Source organism: Bradyrhizobium sp. CCH5-F6 (assembly GCF_001556045.1).
In the GTDB taxonomy this organism is placed as follows: Bacteria; Pseudomonadota; Alphaproteobacteria; order Rhizobiales; family Xanthobacteraceae; genus Bradyrhizobium.
The window spans coordinates 88,612-105,758 of sequence record NZ_LSIC01000047.1; the positions used below are offsets into that span (position 1 = coordinate 88,612).

The 17,147-nt window shown below is 63.8% G+C and carries 21 protein-coding genes; 13 read left to right on the plus strand and 8 right to left on the minus strand.

The window, feature by feature from the left end; all coding sequences use genetic code 11:
• Positions 1-35: 35 nt before the first annotated feature.
• Together kynA and kynU are read left to right on the plus strand one after the other, a co-directional pair.
• Positions 36-875 (plus strand): tryptophan 2,3-dioxygenase, encoded by an 840-nt coding sequence (gene kynA, locus AX729_RS07785; protein WP_061021704.1) that lies wholly within the window; start codon positions 36-38, stop codon positions 873-875.
• Between the two features lie 8 nt (positions 876-883).
• Positions 884-2,086 (plus strand): kynureninase, encoded by a 1,203-nt coding sequence (gene kynU, locus AX729_RS07790; protein WP_061021871.1) that lies wholly within the window; start codon positions 884-886, stop codon positions 2,084-2,086.
• Between the two features lie 78 nt (positions 2,087-2,164).
• Here the strand turns inward: kynU and AX729_RS07795 are convergent, their stop codons facing one another.
• Positions 2,165-2,977: a cobalamin-binding protein gene (locus AX729_RS07795; protein WP_061021706.1), complete on the minus strand. Its 813-nt coding sequence runs from the start codon at positions 2,975-2,977 to the stop codon at positions 2,165-2,167.
• 118 nt (positions 2,978-3,095) lie between these two features.
• On the opposite strand from AX729_RS07795, the gene AX729_RS07800 reads away from it, so the two are divergent.
• Positions 3,096-3,494 (plus strand): PaaI family thioesterase, encoded by a 399-nt coding sequence (locus tag AX729_RS07800; protein ID WP_061021708.1) that lies wholly within the window; start codon positions 3,096-3,098, stop codon positions 3,492-3,494.
• A gap of 152 nt (positions 3,495-3,646) precedes the next feature.
• Positions 3,647-4,252, plus strand: coding sequence for a GNAT family N-acetyltransferase (locus AX729_RS07805; RefSeq protein WP_061021710.1), 606 nt, complete (start codon positions 3,647-3,649; stop codon positions 4,250-4,252).
• Between the two features lie 79 nt (positions 4,253-4,331).
• On the opposite strand, the gene AX729_RS07810 is transcribed toward AX729_RS07805, so the two are convergent.
• The 4 genes from AX729_RS07810 to AX729_RS07825 form a co-directional block, all read right to left on the minus strand.
• Positions 4,332-4,637: a hypothetical protein gene (locus AX729_RS07810; protein WP_028182079.1), complete on the minus strand. Its 306-nt coding sequence runs from the start codon at positions 4,635-4,637 to the stop codon at positions 4,332-4,334.
• A 95-nt stretch (positions 4,638-4,732) separates the two neighbouring features.
• Positions 4,733-5,419, minus strand: a complete 687-nt coding sequence (locus AX729_RS07815; protein WP_061021712.1) for a DUF2161 domain-containing phosphodiesterase — start codon at positions 5,417-5,419, stop codon at positions 4,733-4,735.
• 94 nt (positions 5,420-5,513) lie between these two features.
• Complete coding sequence (locus AX729_RS07820) at positions 5,514-6,194, minus strand: SDR family oxidoreductase (protein WP_061021715.1); 681 nt, start codon at positions 6,192-6,194, stop codon at positions 5,514-5,516.
• A 23-nt stretch (positions 6,195-6,217) separates the two neighbouring features.
• On the minus strand, positions 6,218-6,961 hold the full coding sequence (locus tag AX729_RS07825) for a tyrosine-protein phosphatase (RefSeq protein WP_061021717.1): 744 nt from the start codon (positions 6,959-6,961) through the stop codon (positions 6,218-6,220).
• 70 nt (positions 6,962-7,031) lie between these two features.
• On the opposite strand from AX729_RS07825, the gene AX729_RS07830 reads away from it, so the two are divergent.
• Positions 7,032-7,343: an MliC family protein gene (locus AX729_RS07830; protein WP_061021719.1), complete on the plus strand. Its 312-nt coding sequence runs from the start codon at positions 7,032-7,034 to the stop codon at positions 7,341-7,343.
• A 113-nt stretch (positions 7,344-7,456) separates the two neighbouring features.
• On the opposite strand, the gene AX729_RS07835 is transcribed toward AX729_RS07830, so the two are convergent.
• Positions 7,457-7,660, minus strand: a complete 204-nt coding sequence (locus AX729_RS07835) for a DUF2735 domain-containing protein (protein ID WP_061021721.1) — start codon at positions 7,658-7,660, stop codon at positions 7,457-7,459.
• A gap of 541 nt (positions 7,661-8,201) precedes the next feature.
• On the opposite strand from AX729_RS07835, the gene AX729_RS07840 reads away from it, so the two are divergent.
• From AX729_RS07840 to AX729_RS07855, 4 genes are all read left to right on the plus strand, one after another.
• Positions 8,202-9,236, plus strand: coding sequence for a glutamine synthetase beta-grasp domain-containing protein (locus AX729_RS07840; RefSeq protein WP_061021723.1), 1,035 nt, complete (start codon positions 8,202-8,204; stop codon positions 9,234-9,236).
• A 195-nt stretch (positions 9,237-9,431) separates the two neighbouring features.
• Positions 9,432-10,133, plus strand: a complete 702-nt coding sequence (locus tag AX729_RS07845) for a GrlR family regulatory protein (protein WP_061021725.1) — start codon at positions 9,432-9,434, stop codon at positions 10,131-10,133.
• A 37-nt stretch (positions 10,134-10,170) separates the two neighbouring features.
• Complete coding sequence (locus AX729_RS07850; protein WP_061021727.1) at positions 10,171-10,854, plus strand: substrate-binding domain-containing protein; 684 nt, start codon at positions 10,171-10,173, stop codon at positions 10,852-10,854.
• Between the two features lie 32 nt (positions 10,855-10,886).
• Positions 10,887-11,708, plus strand: coding sequence for a tetratricopeptide repeat protein (locus tag AX729_RS07855; protein ID WP_061021873.1), 822 nt, complete (start codon positions 10,887-10,889; stop codon positions 11,706-11,708).
• 1 nt (position 11,709) lies between these two features.
• Here the strand turns inward: AX729_RS07855 and AX729_RS07860 are convergent, their stop codons facing one another.
• The gene (locus AX729_RS07860; protein WP_061021730.1) at positions 11,710-12,168 is read right to left on the minus strand and encodes a hypothetical protein; all 459 of its coding nucleotides are present in this window, start codon (positions 12,166-12,168) and stop codon (positions 11,710-11,712) included.
• Between the two features lie 150 nt (positions 12,169-12,318).
• On the opposite strand from AX729_RS07860, the gene AX729_RS07865 reads away from it, so the two are divergent.
• Both AX729_RS07865 and AX729_RS07870 read left to right on the plus strand, forming a co-directional pair.
• Positions 12,319-12,792, plus strand: a complete 474-nt coding sequence (locus AX729_RS07865; RefSeq protein WP_061021731.1) for a hypothetical protein — start codon at positions 12,319-12,321, stop codon at positions 12,790-12,792.
• Between the two features lie 320 nt (positions 12,793-13,112).
• On the plus strand, positions 13,113-13,817 hold the full coding sequence (locus tag AX729_RS07870) for a hypothetical protein (protein WP_061021733.1): 705 nt from the start codon (positions 13,113-13,115) through the stop codon (positions 13,815-13,817).
• Positions 13,818-13,995: 178 nt separating this feature from the next.
• Here the strand turns inward: AX729_RS07870 and AX729_RS07875 are convergent, their stop codons facing one another.
• Positions 13,996-14,991: a LysR substrate-binding domain-containing protein gene (locus tag AX729_RS07875; protein WP_061021734.1), complete on the minus strand. Its 996-nt coding sequence runs from the start codon at positions 14,989-14,991 to the stop codon at positions 13,996-13,998.
• A gap of 156 nt (positions 14,992-15,147) precedes the next feature.
• On the opposite strand from AX729_RS07875, the gene AX729_RS07880 reads away from it, so the two are divergent.
• Positions 15,148-16,494, plus strand: a complete 1,347-nt coding sequence (locus AX729_RS07880; RefSeq protein ID WP_061021736.1) for an aromatic ring-hydroxylating dioxygenase subunit alpha — start codon at positions 15,148-15,150, stop codon at positions 16,492-16,494.
• Between the two features lie 23 nt (positions 16,495-16,517).
• Entirely contained in the window at positions 16,518-17,132 is a 615-nt protein-coding gene (locus AX729_RS07885) for a hypothetical protein (protein ID WP_061021738.1), read from the plus strand.
• The last annotated feature ends 15 nt before the right edge of the window (positions 17,133-17,147 follow it).

Sequence of the window (17,147 nt, forward strand, 5' to 3'; positions counted from 1 at the left end):
CAAAGCCCGGGAAGATAGATCGAAAGGACCTTGTCATGACGTCCAGCGACTACGATCCCGCGAGCGAAGGCGCCGAGACCGATTTCGCCCGGCGGATGTCCTACGGCGACTACCTTGCGCTGGATGCGATCCTCGGCGCGCAGCATCCGCTGTCGGAGGCGCATGACGAGATGCTGTTCATCATCCAGCATCAGACCACGGAGCTCTGGATGCGGCTTGCCATCCACGAGCTCAGCGCCGCGCGCCGGGCCATCGCGAAAGACGAGGTGCAGCCTGCCATGAAGATGCTGGCACGGATGTCGCGAATCTTCGAGCAGCTGAACGGCGCCTGGGACGTGCTGCGCACCATGACGCCGAGCGAATACACGCGCTTCCGCTCGCAACTCGGCCAGTCCTCCGGTTTCCAGTCGCGGCAATACCGGCTGATCGAGTTTCTGCTCGGCAACCGCAATCACGCCATGCTGAAGCCTCACGCGCACGATGCCGCGACGACGAAACTGCTCGAAGCCGAGCTCGCGACGCCAAGCCTCTATGACGAGGTGCTGCGGCTCGCGGACCGCAACGGGCTGACGATGCCTGCGGCGGTGCTGGCTCGCGATGTGCGCGAGACCCACAGCTTCAACGAGGGCGTGCTGCAAGCCTGGCGTATCGTGTACGAGGCGCCGGAGACGCACTGGATGCTCTATGAGCTCGCCGAGAAGCTGGTCGATTTCGAGGACTATTTCCGGCGCTGGCGCTTCAACCATGTGACGACGGTCGAGAGGGTCATCGGCTTCAAGCGCGGCACCGGCGGAACCGGCGGCGTCAGCTATCTCAAGCGCATGCTGGAGGTCGAACTGTTTCCCGAACTCTGGCGCGTGCGCACGATCTTGTAGGAATGTCCATGACCAGGCTTCGCGTCTACGACGACACCAGGGCGTTGTTCCATTTGCCTGACGGCGTGATCTATCTCGACGGCAACTCGCTCGGTGCGCTGCCGCTTGGCGTTGCCGAGCGCGTCAACCGCGTCATCACGGATGAATGGGGCAACGAGCTGATCCGCGCCTGGAACACCGCGGGCTGGTATGCGCAGCCGCGCCATGTCGGCGACCGCATCGCGCGGCTGATCGGCGCGGAAGCGGGTTCCGTGATGGTCGGCGACACGCTGTCGCTCAAGGTCTATCAGGCGCTCGCCGCCGCGCTCGACATGAACGCGTCGCGCAAGGTGATCCTGTCCGACACCGGCAATTTCCCGACCGATCTCTACATGGCCGAGGGCCTGATCGAAACGCTCGGGCGCGGCCATCAATTGCGCCTGGTTGCACCGGAAGAGATCGAAATGGCGCTGTCGGAGGAGATCGCCGTCCTCTACGTCACCGAGGTGGATTACCGCACCGGCCGCCGCCACGACATGGCGAAGCTGACCGCAAAGGCGCATGCGCTCGGCATTGTCACGGTCTGGGATCTCGCCCATTCCGCCGGTGCGCTGCCGGTCGATCTCGCCGGCTGTGGCGCCGATTTCGCCGCGGGATGCACCTACAAATACATCAACGCCGGCCCGGGCGCGCCCGCCTTCCTCTACGTCGCGCCGCGCCACGCCGATATTGCGCGCGCGGCCCTGTCGGGATGGATGGGCCACGCAAAGCCGTTTGCATTTGAGCTCGCTTACGCAGCCGCCGGTGGCGTCGAGCGCATGCGCGTCGGTACGCCCCCGGTGCTGGCAATGGCGGCGCTGGAGGCTTCGCTCGACATCTGGGACCGCGTCGATATCGCTGACGTCCGCGCACGCTCGCTGGCGCTGGGCGATCTCCTGATCACACAGGTGGAACGCCGCTGCCCGTCCTTGAAGCTGGTGACGCCGCGCGCGCATGTGCAGCGCGGATCGCAAGTCTCCTTCGCGTTTGATGGTGGTTACGCCGCCATGCAGGCCCTGATCGCTCGCGGCGTCATCGGCGATTTCCGCGCCCCCGACATCATGCGGTTCGGCCTCACGCCGCTGTACATCGGCGAAGCCGAGATCGTGCGGGCGGCTGAGATCATCGAGGAGGTGATCGGGGGAGAGGTGTGGCGCCGGCCGGAGTACCAGGTCGTGAACGCGGTGACGTGAGCACCGAACGTTGCCTCGAGCGTCATTGCGAGCGAAGCAATCCAGGCTGTCCCCGTGGAAAGATTCTGGATTGCTTTGCTACACTCGCGATGACGGGATGAGAGAGCTTTGCTCGCCCCACAACGCCGTCACGATCGCATCGAGCCCGTCCGTCAGCGCCGCCGGTCCCGGCTGCAAAATAATCGGCGACTTGATCTCGATGATGCGGTTGTCACGCACGGCCGGGATGCCGCTCCATCCGTCGCGCTGCTTGATGCGGGCGGGCACGACCTTCTTGCCGCACCACGATGCGAGGATCACGTCGGGCGCAGCCTCACGCACGTCGTCCGGTGAAATGATGCGATCCTTCGCCGCCTGCCGATGGCGCAGGTCCGGAAAGGCGTCCTTGCCACCGGCAATCTCGATCAGTTCGGACACCCATCCGATGCCCGAGATCAACGGATCATCCCATTCCTCGAAATAGACCTTTGGCGGCGGCGAGGGGCGGGGCGTTGCTGCGATCGCCGCAAGGCGCCGCTCGAAGCCTTGCGCTAGGTCTTCCGCGCACCCCGCGGCGCCAACCAGTGCACCTAGCGTGCGGATCATCGCCAGGATCCCGGCGATGTCGCGCTGGTTGAAGACGTGGACATCGATGCCGGCGCGGACGAGGTCGGCGACGATGCCCGCCTGGAGATCGGAGAACGCGAGCACGAGGTCCGGCTCCAATGCCAGGATTTTCGGGATGTCCGCTGAGACGAAAGCCGACACCCGTGGCTTCTCGCGCCGCACCTGCGGTGGGCGGACCGCATAGCCGGAGACGCCGACGATACGGTCCTGCTCGCCGAGCAGATAGAGCGTCTCGACCGTCTCTTCGGTGAGACAGACGACGCGGCGGGGCGGGAAGTGGCGCATGGAGGGAGCATATGCGCGAACGCGGCGCATATGTCAGCACCGCCATTACCTCGGACGTCATTGCTTTGCCGCGCGAAGCAATTCACCCTGAGACAACAAGCAATTGGGAGGAGATGTGATGACGCCGCTCGATCAACTTAAAGCGATGAAGATGCCGTTCGCCGAGCTCAAGGGCGTCGAGTTCGTCGAGGCCGAGAAGGACCGCGTGGTGGCGCGGATGACGGTCCGGCCCGATCTCTGCACGCTTCACCATACCATCCATGGCGGGGCAGTGATGGCCCTGGCCGATTCCGTCGGCGCGGCGGCGACCGTGATCAATCTGCCCGAGGATGCCAAGGGCACGACCACGCTGGAGAGCAAGACCAATTTCATCGGCGGAGCCAAGGAGGGAACCACGGTCATCGCCACGGCCACTCCGGTTCATCGTGGCCGGCGGACCCAGATCTGGACCACCCGGCTGGAGACCGAGGACGGCAAGCTGGTCGCCGTTGTGACCCAGACGCAGCTGGTCCTGTAAGACTACGGGGCTTTGATTCTGTTAACGAATTAGTCGCTTCCGGTGCCCGAAACTTGGGCAGGCCTCCGGCTTGAAAATTATGGTGCGATGCACAATATAGGGGGCCTAGGGATTCGAACGCCTCCTCGAGGGACACCAAGAGGAGTTTTGACGTGGTACTTGAAGAGATCGTCCGGACCGCTCCCGGCTATGTACGGACCTTGATCCAGCAGGAAGAATTGCCGCTTCTGCGCGATCACCTGTTGAGGCTCGATGCCGGCAGCAGGCACGACCGTTTCAACGGCTTTCTCGACGACAGCTTCATCGAGCGCTATGCCGCCCGCTGTGCCGACGACGGCACCGTGATCGTCGCCTACATCGTCGATGGCATGGTCCGCGGTGCGGCCGAGCTGCATCCGCCGGAGGGTGATTGCTTGCCCGAGGTCGCCTTCAGCGTGGAAGCCTCAGCGCGCCGCCAGGGTGTCGGAACCGCGCTGTTCCGCCGGCTGATCGCGGAAGCGCGCTGGAGGGGCTACAAGCAATTGCGCATCACCACGGGCGCCGAGAATCACGCGATGCGGGCGCTCGCGAGGAAGTTCGGAGCGCATCTGGCTTTCCGCCACGGTGAATCGACGGGTACGATCGACCTCGCCAAGACGCCTGAGGCCGAGCTCGCCGAACTGGCGGCCTCGCCCTTCACGGCCGGGCGCGCGCTTCTCAGCTTCAACAGCACTTGCTGGAAGCTGATCTCCAGCATGTACGGCAATCGCGCCGCATAGCCTGAAATGGCAGACGGAATCACAAAGCGGACCGGCAAGGCCGGTCCGCTTTCGTGTTCTTGGGCAGTGAAATGAACGCTCAGGTGCCGGTGCGCTTGTCGTTGCCGAAACGGCGGACGACGCGGCGTTCGACCACCACGGAGCGCTGCGCGCCCTGTTCGCCGGCGATCACGCGCGTCGCGGTGATGCGGCTGTTGGTGCGGGCCTGCTTCTTCACCTCGGCCTGAACGACATCGAGCGGCATACCCATCAAGGCCGCGGCGATCTCGGCCTGCTGCGCCTGGTCGTCGGTGATGCCGACGGCGGCGAAGATCGCCTCGTCCAAGGTGGGCGGATCGTGGCGGACGCGCCGCGTGCCATATTTGGTATTCCAGTCTGCGCTCATAACGGCCTCATCTTGATGCCGGGATACCTAGTGCCGTGAATGTTGCATTGCAATATGAAATCGGTGTGGCATCTCAGCTATGCACCGGTCGGGTGTCATGGCGGTGACGCAGCACCTGCATCGGCCTCGACCCGCTGTTGCGGCCAACGCTTCAGCGCGGCGCGCCCGGCTTCGGTGAGCCCGTAGATTCCGCGCTCGGCGCGTTCGAACCAGCCATACACATTGTTAAGCAAGATCTTGCCGGCGTCGGGACAGCGTTCGCGCAACTCGCGCACGCGCTTTGGGCCTTCGGCAAGCGCCGACGCGCACGCCAGTGCCTGTTGTCGATAAGCCGTCATGATCGGTGCGCGGGTGCTGCCGCCGAGCACGGGATCGCCCTGGCGCCGCTGATGCTCGGCAACGAGCCGCGAGCGAATCTTCGGCTCGCGGCGCGGCGCCGCCGTCGGCGGCTTCACCAGCACCTCGACCTGACCGCGATCGGTCACCCCGAGCATGCCGAAGCCGAGGCGGCGGCAGAGATTTCGATAGCGCGCGTCGCTCTCGCGTCCCTTGCCGCGCGCCGACATCTTCGCCGCGATCCAGACCTCGTCGCCCGCCGGCGCGCGGTCGACCGCCTGGAGAATCAGCTCGAGATTGAAGGCGAGCTTGAGCTCGCCGATCACCACCACTGGCGGGTCGCTGGCGCTGAGGCCGACGAGATCGCAGCCGCCGATCTCGCCCTTGACCGTGAAGCCGAGCTCTTCGAGGAAGCGTTTGACGGGAAGGTAAAGCGCGGTTTCCAAGGCAGTTCCGATCGGAGAATCAGTTGCGGCTAGTCTAGGGCCTTCTCGCCTCCGATTGAATCCAGCCTGTGTTCAGCCGGTTCGACCAAGACGCTCACACCCGTCCTCCGACCGGGATCAGCGCGCCGGTGACGCCGCTCGCGGCGTCGCTGGCAAGGAACAGGATGACCTCGGCGAGCTCCTGCGGCGTCACCCATTTGGAGAAGTCGGCTTTCGGCATGTCGGCGCGGTTGGCCTTGGTGTCGATGATCGAGGGCAGCACGGCGTTGACGGTGACCTGACCCTTCCACTCCTGAGCGAGGGCTTCGGTGAGGCGATGCACGGCTGCCTTCGAGGCCGCATAGGGGCCCATGCCGCTGCCGGCCTGGAGCGCGCCCATCGCGCCGATATTGACGATGCGGCCGGCCTTGGATGCGGCGAGGTGCGGCAGCGCCGCGCGCGAGGCGTTGAGCGCGGTCAGGACGTTCTGCGCATGCATGCGCTGCCAGGTTTTGATGTCGCCGTCGCCGACGGTCTCGAAGGCAAAGCCGCCGGCAATGTTGATCAGCGCGTCGAGCCGGCCGAAATGCTTGGCCGCCGTCTCGATGGCCGTCTTCGCCTGCGCCGGGTCGGACAGGTCGACGCCGCCGATCTCGACGCGGTCGGCGACTGCGGGGGCTTGCGATGGCGCATGGTCGATGCCGGCCACGCGGGCGCCACGTGCCAGCGCCGCCTCAGTGACCACCTTGCCGAGCGCGCCGCTTGCGCCCGTCACGATCAGAACCTTGCCTTGCATCGTCGTTCTCCCGGCGCCTTGGCCTATGATTGCAGATAGCGCTCCCTCAGCGCGGTCCGCTCTGCTGTGCCGAGCTTGAGGCCGTCGCGCAGATAGGTTTCGATATCGCCGTATTCCTTGTCGACGGCTTCGAACGCGGCTGCAAGGTAAGAGGCTTCGACGCTGCCGATGGCATTGCGGACGTCCTCCGGCAGGTCGATGGCAGCCGTCGCATCGCGCTTGTAGTGGTTGTTGGTGAGGAGATAGTCCTCGGCAATGACGTCGTCGGGCACGCCCAGCGCATGCAGGATCAGCGCGCTGGCAAAGCCGGTGCGGTCCTTGCCGGCCGTGCAATGGATCACGAGCGGCGCGCGGTCTTCCAGAAGATGACCGAACAGCGCGCGAAAACAGTGCGTGTTGTGGCGAACATAGTTGCGATAGGACTCGCGCATGAGCTCGAGCGCCACCGGCGCGGTAAGAGTGCCCCGCGCGAGTTCGGCCCGCAGCGCGGCGACGACGGTCGGCTCGATCGGCAGCGAGTGCACCGTGATCTCGTTCACGACGCAGATGCCGGCTGCGCGCTCCTCCCGGCCACGGAAATCGAATGCGCTTCTGACGCCCAGCGCGCGGACGATCTCGACATCGGCAGCGGTGAGCTGGCCGAGATGGTTGGAGCGGAAGATGTGCCGCCAGCGCGTGATGCGGCCATCGGTGGTCGGGTAGCCGCCGAGATCGCGAAAATTGCTTGCGCCTTGCAGGGCGAGATGGCGGGCAGGGGAGTCTGACATGAGATCAGCTTGGGTTATGTTCCATTGGACGCACGACGGGCGTTCTCGAGGAGTACTAGAGGGGGCGATCATGGGCTGCCACAAGGCCATTCTTTTGGCGGTCACCATGCTGGCGGGCGGAATTTGCTGGGCGCGGCAGGCTGATGCGCAGACGTTCCGGACCTATCGCTGTGCCGATGGTACCCAGTTCATCGTCGGTTTTTATGATGGCGACAAGCGCGCCTTTCTTCAGATCGACGGCGAAGCCGTCACGCTCGCCAAGCGGTTGGCTGTTGCTGGCGTGCGCTATTCGGGGGGCGGTATCACGCTGACCATCGGGAAGACCGGGGCCACCACGGTCAAGCACCTCAAGCGGCCGGTCACGGCCTGCGGAGTGACCTGAACGGCATCGCTCGTGCAAGAATCAAAAAAGGCCGAAACTTCGTTGTTTCGACCCTTTTCAAACTGCCGCCGGGCGCTTGTGAGAGCGCGGCGGTAACAAACCGGCCGTCGGCATCAGCGATCCCATTTCGGCTTGGCTTCGTCGACCGCGTCTTGATGGTACCAGCTATCGCTGCAGATCGAGACGTTCGCAGGAAGCGAGGCGTGATCGGCAGGAAGGCGGGTCTCGCCATAGCGGCGTCCGGCGAGAGCCGCGCGGCCCCCGGCGGGGAATTGGTAGATCTTCGCAGATTCGTGACTCAGACCATTGTTCATCATTGCGATTTCTCCTTGGTCGAAGCGCCTTGGCCTCCAATGGTGCGCCCGACTCGTTCGATTGTGGTTACTGGAGTCCCCATATCGGCCGCGCTTCCCTGATTGGAAAGTGCTGAAAAGAAAATCAGTTGCCGCCCAATTTGTGGGCATGGCGCCTTGTGCTTCCTCCAAGGCAGCGGCTTCGTGATCAACGCCTGGGCTATTCCAAAGGTTGCTGGGCCATGACGCCAGACTTTACGAAAGTTGCGAGGCGTTGATGCGCGTTTCATCGGCACCAATCAGCATGGCCCCATCTGCTGCAGAATCGGGCGATATTCCCGGGTATTTTGCGGTGCAGCTTCACGCGAAGGTGCGCGGCTATGACGCAGGGTAGGGCGAGCCGCATGCCTTTGGCCAGATCGAGCGGCCGCGGGGGAAAACCTGCCGGACTGCGGCCTTTTGGCACGACAAATGCTTGTAAAAGGCCGGCCGATGATGGCCGGGTACAAAACGTTCAGGGGCCTCCGGGCCCCCAAACCTTTCGCATCATCTACAGAGAGGCTCAATGACCAAGTATAAGCTCGAGTACATTTGGCTCGACGGATATACGCCGACTCCGAATTTGCGCGGCAAGACTCAGATCAAGGAATTCGCGTCGTTCCCGACGCTCGAGCAGCTTCCGCTCTGGGGCTTCGATGGCTCCTCCACCCAGCAGGCCGAAGGCCACAGCTCCGATTGCGTGCTGAAGCCGGTCGCGGTGTTCCCGGACGGTGCCCGCACCAACGGGGTGCTGGTGATGTGCGAAGTCATGATGCCCGATGGCAAGACCCCGCATCCGTCCAACAAGCGCGCCACCATCCTCGACGATCCCGGCGCCTGGTTCGGCTTCGAGCAGGAGTACTTCTTCTACAAGGACGGCCGCCCGCTCGGCTTCCCGGAATACGGCTATCCGGCGCCGCAGGGCCCGTACTACACCGGCGTCGGCTACAAGTTCGTCGGCGACATCGCCCGCAAGATCGTCGAAGAGCATCTCGACCTCTGCCTCGCTGCCGGCATCAACCATGAAGGCATCAACGCGGAAGTCGCCAAGGGCCAGTGGGAATTCCAGATCTTCGGCAAGGGCTCCAAGAAGGCCGCTGACGAAATGTGGATGGCCCGCTACCTGATGCTGCGCCTGACCGAGAAGTACGGCATCGACATCGAATTCCACTGCAAGCCGCTCGGCGACACCGACTGGAACGGCTCCGGCATGCACGCCAACTTCTCGACCGCCTATATGCGCGAAGTCGGCGGCAAGGAGTACTTCGAGGCGCTGATGGCGGCGTTCGAGAAGAACCTGATGGACCACATCGCCGTCTATGGCCCGGACAACGACAAGCGTCTGACCGGCAAGCACGAGACCGCGCCGTGGAACAAGTTCAGCTACGGCGTTGCCGATCGCGGCGCTTCGATCCGCGTTCCGCACTCCTTCGTCAACAACGGCTACAAGGGCTATCTGGAAGACCGCCGTCCGAACTCGCAGGGCGACCCCTACCAGATCGCTTCGCAGATCCTGAAGACGATCGCGTCCGTGCCGACCGACAAGAAGGCCGCGGCCTAAGATCCTCCCGGCCCGGGCTGGGGGGCTGGCCCGGGTTGGTCTCAATCCGCCGGAGCTGCAAGGCTCCGGCGGATTTTTGCATTTGAATGACGGCCGTCCCCGTGTGTGCCGAACCCGGCTCCGCGAAACTTGTCCATTGCCGCCGAAAGCGGGATAGAGTGCTCCAGGACGCGCGCAGGGCCGGGGACACGGCTGGTGTTTGAAGGCTTCTACAAGGTGAGATTTCAGCTCGGCGATGCCGTCGGCCGGAGCGTGATGCATGCCGGCAACGGCAAGATGCTCGGCGGCAATTCGGCCTTCGCGCATATCGGCACCTACGTGAAGACCGGCGAGGGCGTGGACATCGTGATCAGCACCGTCCGCCATAACCCGGATCCGAGCTACCGCGCCATGGCGGGCACGGATGATGCCACCTTGATCGCGAAGGGCTGGGCAGACGGCGATCTCTATCGCTTCAAGGGTGAGCTGAAGGAGCTGCCCGGCGTGCCCTTCCAGTCGCTGATGACGCCGATCACTGAAGATGAAGTGCCGATTGCCGGGGGCGTTGGCGAGGCCGGCATCGCCGACGGTCTCTACTCGATCCATCTGCGGATGCTCGACGGCCTCGACGGCGGCCTCACCGGCGTGATGCTGCTCAACCAGGGCCGCATCCTCGGCGGCGATGCGTCCTTCCACTATCTCGGGAGCTACACTGCCGCCAACGGCCGTTGGAAGGGCCAGATTCTGAACCAGGAGCACACGCCGGCCAAGGACGATCCGATCTTCGGCGGCCATGAGGTCGGCATCGGCTTTTCCGGTAGCTACGATGCGGAGCAGGCGGTGCTGGAGGCGACCGCGCTTGCCGGCAAGCGCAGCCTGCGCCTGACCGCAGCACTCAGGCTGATGCATCGCGCCTGATCGCGCCAGGAACGGCTCATGGAACCAGGAACGGCTCATGGAAAATGTCCGCATGCTCTCGACGCTCGGCCTGATGGGCGCGATGCGCAGCCTGTCCTCCGCGTTCGAGACTGCGACGGGCATCCATGTCGATGCCGACTTCGCGCCGACCCTGGCGCTGCTCAAGCGCTTGCGCGAGGGTGAAGCCGCCGATCTCGTCATCCTCACCCGCGAAGGGCTCGACGAGATGATCGGCGAAGGGCGCGTGGTTGCCGGCGGCGCGGCCGATCTGGCGCGCTCCTTCGTCGGCATCGCCGTGAGGGCCGGGCAGGTGCATCCCGACATCGGCAACGAAACGGCGCTGCGCACAACCTTGCTCGCAGCGCGGTCCGTCGCCTATTCGCGGCTCGGTGCGAGCGGCGTGTATTTCGCCCAGCTGATCGTGCGGATGGGCATTGAGGCCGAGATCAACGCCAGGGCCACCATCGTCGAGCAGGGATTCACGGCGGAGCGGCTCGTGACCGGCGAGGCTGACCTTGCCGTGCAACAGATCAGCGAGCTGAAGCAGGTCGGCGGCATCGAGGTCGTCGGCCCGATTCCGCATGATTTGCAGACGCCGGCCGTGTTCTCCGCCGGGCGCATGGCGAATGCGAAACAAGCCGAAGCCGCCGACCGGCTCTTAAGCTATTTGGCATCACCTGATGTCGTGCCCGTGCTGCGCCAATCGGGACTTGAGCCTTGAATTTGCCGGGACGGGGACGCAACGTGATGCTCATGCGGACTTATCTCCTTGCCATGCTCTTCGCGCTCGCCGCGCCGCTGACGGCGCAGGCGCAGTCGGCCGACCTCGTTCTGTGCGACCGCGTCGCCGCCGATCCCAGCGACCCCGACAAGCCGGCTGACGTGAAGGGCGTGGCGGAAATCGCAGCGGCCGACGTCACGATCGCCGTCAAGTTCTGCAAACAGGCCGCAGCATCGTCACGGCGTGCCATGTTCGCGCTCGGGCGGGCCTATGCCGCCAACCGGCAGACGGCGGAGGCGATGGCGGCCTGGCGCAAGGCCGCCGACAAGGGATCGAGTGCGGCGATGGTCGAACTCGGCGTGGCCTATGCCACCGGTACGGGCGTTGCGAAGGACGAGGCGCAGGCGCGAAAGCTGTTCGAGAAGGCGGCGCAATCAGGCAATCCCCGCGCTGTCAGCAATCTTGCCGCGCTCGGCGGCGCAGGCGGCAGCGCGCCGGCCGACCCCGCGCAGGCGCGCGCACTTCTCGGCAAGGCTGCCGAGACCAACGCTGAAGCACAGTATCAGCTCGGCCTGATGCTGTCCGCAGGCGAGGGCGGTGCCAAGGACGACGCCGCGGCGCGCGCGCTGTTCGAGAAGGCGGCGGCGCAGAACCATCCTGGCGCGCTGGAGCGGATGGGCGCCTTCGCGCAGGAAGGCCGCGGCGGGCCCAAGGACAAGGACGCTGCAAAAGCCTATTACGAGCGGGCCGCGGCGCTCGGCGACGACGACGCCAAGAAGGCGCTGGAGCGGCTGCGCTGTCCCTACGCGATCAAGGACAAGCAGGGCAAGCTCGTCACCACGCTGTGCTTCTAAATCACTTCATGTAATAGGCGAGATCGTTGCGGGCGTCGCGATAGCTCGTCTCGAGATAGAAGGGAAACTTTCGCGCGGCCTGCGCCACCGCGCGCGCCACGCAGTCGCCGAAATCACCGTTCCAGTCGAAGTGCTTGTTGTAGGCGTCCTCGAACCTGACGGCGGTGATGATGGCCTGCCTGATCGCCTGATCGTCGGCGTTCGGATGGGCGCGCTTCACATAGCCGAACATCGGCCCTTCATGGGCATGGTCGCGTTCATAGCGGCGTTTGGCGCTGAACTGTTCCGGCGTGAGCGTCCGATTGATGCGGATCTCTTCGGCGGTCGGGCGTCCCTCGATCGTGTCGAACCGGTAGCGCTGGCGCCATAGTTCGTAGGCCGCATCGAGCAGCGGCAGCTTCGCTGCTCTGGCGATGATTGCGCCGATCTCGTCTTGTGCTGATGGCTGCGGAGTATCCATTCCACTTGGTCGCGTGTCCGCGCAGGCGGGTTCGAGCCGCAGATTATCGCGTGCTTTTGCCGACGGGATCGACGCCGCCCTTGATCGAGCGCAAGACTCCCGGGCGCCGCGCCGGCTTACACTTGGATCTCACGGGAATGGAGATCTACGATGAGGCTTCGAAGTTGGATGCTGCTGGCCCTGGCCGGCCTAAGCGCGATAACCGGCGTGGCAGCGGCGCAGGACCTCAAATCGCCATCCTCGGACCTGTACGTCCCGCGCCTCGGCGACATCATGGGCATCGCGCAGACGCGTCACCAGAAACTCTGGCTGGCCGGCAAAGCCCAGCACTGGGAGCTTGCGGACTATGAGCTGCGCCAGCTCAAGACCAGCCTGGTCGAGGCCGCCGTGCTCTACTCGGGCATTCCCGTCAGCAACGTCACGACGTTGGAGCCGTCGCTGCAATCGATCTCCGACGCGCTCGCGGCGAAGGACGGCCGCAAATTCGCAAAAGCCTTCGGCAATCTGACCGAGGGCTGCAATGCCTGCCATCGCTCGATGAATCGCAACTTCGTCATCATGAAGGTCCCTTCCGGGCAGGAGCCATTTGCCAATCAGCAGTTTGCGCCGCCGTCCAAGCCATGACGGAACGGATGTAGAGCGCAGCGGGCTCGGTCACCTGAGGTCCAGTATTCAAGACGTCACTGAGCGGGCCCGGGGGCTTTCCAGAACAAAAGCTCGAAAACAACCCCATGCACAGTAGCCTTGGCATTGAAATCGTTGCGAAATCCCGATATGCGGATTTTACGAAATGGATTTGCTTTGTCGGGCAAAACAGGGGCATGATGGCAAGGTGGCAGGAGCGGGGTTTCCGAGCCACCCCTGCGCGGAAAAGCCGGGTGGAATGGCTGCGGCAGCGGTGCTAGGTACCCGTCGATCACTTTCGAATTTGCGGGTTCATTGCGTTGCTGGACGGGCTCTACAAGGTTGAATACGGCGTCAACGACGCGTCCGGCTGCAGCATCATGTGCCTGCACGACGGCAAGATGCTGGGCGGCAATTCCGGCTTTGCGCATCTTGGCACCTATCTCGAGCGCGACGGCGAGATCGTCGCCGAGGTGATCACCGAGCGGCACAATCACGATCCCAACTACAAGCCGCTGATGGGCGCCGACGTCGCCTCGATCGGGGCGCGCGGCCGGCTCTACGGCAACCAGATCCGTCTCGAGGGCGGCGCTAACACCATGCCGGGCGCCAAGTTCTGGGCCAATCTCACGCGGCTCGATGACGGCGTGCTGCCGGCACGCGGGACGATTGGCCAAGGCGGCATCGCCAACGGGCTCTACGGGATGAGCCTGCGGGCGCTGGACGGGGTCGATGCCGGACTGTCCGGCGTGATGCTGCTGATCGACGGCCGCATCCTCGGGGGCGATGCGTTCTTCTATTATCTCGGCTCCTATTCCTCGGCGAACGGCCGGTGGAAGGGCGAGATGCTGAACCAGGAGCACACGCCGGCGAAAGGCGTGAACCCGGTGTTCGGCGGTTACGAGGTCGGGATCGGATTTTCGGGAACTTGCAGCGAGGATAGCGGCGAACTCGAAGGCATCGCGCTCGCCGGCAAGCGCAGCCTTCGGCTGGTCGCGTCACTGAAGCTGATGCGTCGGGCTTAAACCCGCCTCCGCTCAATGGTAGGGAATGTACTTCGCGCCCTCGGCGAGAAACTTCACGGCTGCCTTCATTGCATTGAGAAACATCGAGCGCCTCGGATCCGACCACGTCTAGGCATGAGTTAGCAAATATCGTGCCCGGTTCAGGAATCCGCCGTGCCGGCCGCGTCGCGCGCGTCCGCTACGGGGTCGATATTGTCAGCTGCTGGGCGGCGAAGCTGACGCTGTTGAAGAACTCGTCGACAAGCCGCGGAGCTCGAAATCGGTACAATCGGGCGAGCACGAGGTTCTGCGGCCGGTCCACGTCGGCGACCGGCCGCGACGTCAGCGTACCGTGGCCGCAAACATTATAGGGTGGCACAAAATTCAGCAGCGCGAAGCCGAATCCGTTTGCCACGAGGCTGCGTACCATCTCGAACGAGTCGACGCGGTGCGCGATGGTCGGGCTGAGACCCCGATTTCCGAACAACGACAAGAAGTAGTCGCGAGTCCGGGGCTGATCGAGCAGCACCATCGGCAGGCCGACCAGATCAGACAGGACGCAACTCTGACTGGAGGCGAGCGGATGGCCACTCGGCAGCACGACCTGGATGGGCATCGATCTCAACGGCAGAGCGTGAAGCGTTGTCGGAATATCGTAGTCGTAGACGATGATCAGGTCGAAACTTCCGTTGTGCAGACCGTCGAGCAGCGCTTCATGCTTGTCCGCTCGCCAGCGCATCTCAATGTTGGGATGCTTCTCCTGCAGGTCTCGCAGCACCAGAGGAACGAGATAGGGCGCGATGGTTGCGAGGCATCCAACGTTGATGCGGCCAGCGGCTCGAAACGGGCCCCGTTGCGCAACGGCCTCGATCTCGCGGGCATGGAGGAGAATGTTTCGGGCGTGAGCGGCGAGATCCTGCCCGGCCGAGGTCAGCACCAGGCCGCGCGCGTGACGCCGGATGAACAGCTGTGTCTGAAGGAATTCCTCGATCTGGGAGATCGCAGTCGAGATCGAAGCGGACGACACGTTCAGGGTTTCCGAGGCGCGCAATACGCTCTCGTGGTTCGCAGTTGCGAGAAAATAAGTGAGCTGTCGCAGCGAGAGCTTGGGGACGGCCTCGCCAACTTCGATCTGGTCCCTGTACTTCTCGCTCGTCAACCGGCCGATCTCCTCAAAGGCTCCAATTTGAAGCATTTACTGCTCTGATCGTGAGCATTGCCGCTGTCCGAATGAGCAGTTCAAGATTTCCAAACTCATCGTGCAAGTAACTATTATTGGCAGAACCAGAGCCTCGCACAATACTCAAACGAGACTAATTCCAAAGACCCGCGCGAGCGGACGAGGGCGGCGATGGTTGCGCAAAAGCAGTTTCTTACGACAGCCTATGGTGGCTATCTCAAGCGGGAGATACCCGGAGAGAACGTCGAACTCACGCATGTGGAGAAGGGGGCGCCTGCCGGCGAGCTGCTGCGGCGCTATTGGCAACCGATTGCGTTGACGTCGGAGCTAACCGACGTGCCGCTTGGCTTCCGCATGTTCGGCGAAGACCTTGTTGTGTTCCGCACCACCCAAGGCGAGTACGGCATCCTCGACCGGCATTGCAGCCATCGCGGCACGTCGCTGGAGTTTGGGCTGCCGACGGAGAACGGATTGCGATGCTGCTATCACGGCTGGCTGTTCGGCGTGAATGGGCAGGTGCTGGAAACGCCGGGCGATCCTCCCGGAAGTGCGCTGAAGGACCGGCTGTTTCACGGCGCCTATCCCTGCAAGGAGTACAAGGGCCTGATTTTCGGCTACTTCGGGCCACCCGACAGTATTCCGGAGTTTCCGATCTTCGACAGCTACGAGTATCCGGGCGACAAGCTGGTGCCGTATTGCATCACCTATCCCTGCAACTGGCTGCAGGTACAGGAGAACGTCATGGACCCCGCCCATGCCGTGTTCCTGCACACTCGCGTCACCTTTTCGCATTTCTCCGATACGTGGGGCGAATTGCCGGTGATGGACTTTGTCGAGACGCCGACCGGAATGATCTACGTCACCACGCGGCGCTGGAAGGACAAGGTCTGGGTCCGTTCCAACGATATCATCATGCCGAACCTCGCGCAGGTCGGGCATATCTGGGAGGATGGCCAGGATGCCAAGCAGTTCGGTCGTGTCGGCATCACACGCTGGACCACGCCGATCGACAACACGACGTGCAAGGTGATCGGATGGCGGCACTTCCATCCCGAGGTCAACCCCCGCGGGATCGGCAAGGAAGAGGACGACTTCTACGGTCAGGGCGCCGGCGGGTCGTTCGAGGAGCGGCAGCGTCTGCCCGGTGACTACGACGCGATCGTCACCCAACGTCCAATCGCGCTGCATTCGCTCGAGCACCTCACCTACTGCGACAAGGGAGTGGTGATGCTGCGCAAGCTGCTGCGTCGCGACATCCGCAAAGTCGCGGCCGGCGAGGAGCCGCCGCGTTCGACGCTCCGCTCGAGCGGGTTGATCCCGACATACTGCCACGACACCGTGTTGGCGATCCCGCCGATCGCCGGTGTCGACGATCTCGAACTCCAGGAAGAGATCGGACGCCGTGTGACCGAGATCGTGATCGCGGGCGATCATCACGTCGCCGACGACAGACACGAGGTCGTCCGCAAGCTTCTCGGCGAATACGAACGCACCGTCGCATCGCAGGCCGCGGCCTGAGCCTCGAAGAAGAGAGTTTCAACGTGTCGAACAAGAGTCCCATTCATCCGGGTGCAGTGGCCTGGACCGGCGAGAATCCCGGCATCTATCTGAAGGACACGCAGGAAGGTCCATGGACTGGACTGATGTGCTTCTTCCGCATCTTCTACTCCGCGCACGGCATGGGCAGCGGAATTCTCGTGCTGGACAAGCCCGGCATTGCGAAGGGCCGTCCCGAGGTCGACAATTTCTGCATCAGCGACAACGAGCCGCTCGCCAAATATCTGATCGCCGAGTTCTTCTCGAAGTTTGCGTCCTTCCGGGTGTCTCCCGGCATCGGCGCGGTCACGCACCTGCCTTTGATCGAGTGCCGCCGCGAAGGCAGCACACTGTCGACCTATTCGGAGATCGTGCGCGCCGCCGACGTAGAGGTGGTCGCGACCTGGTCGAAGCTCGGCGCGCCCTACGCGGTCGACATGCCCGCTGAAAACGGCCCAACCAAGCTCCACCAGATGTACAGCCTGTTCCTCGATGCGGGCGAGGGGGCCGTGACCATCAACGGCCGTCCGCTCGCCGGCAAGGTGATGCAGCGCGATTTTGCCGGGACACGCAAGAGCACGGCGTTTCTGGCGTTTTCCGAATCCTGGATGCAGGTCTAACGCGGAGGAAGGACT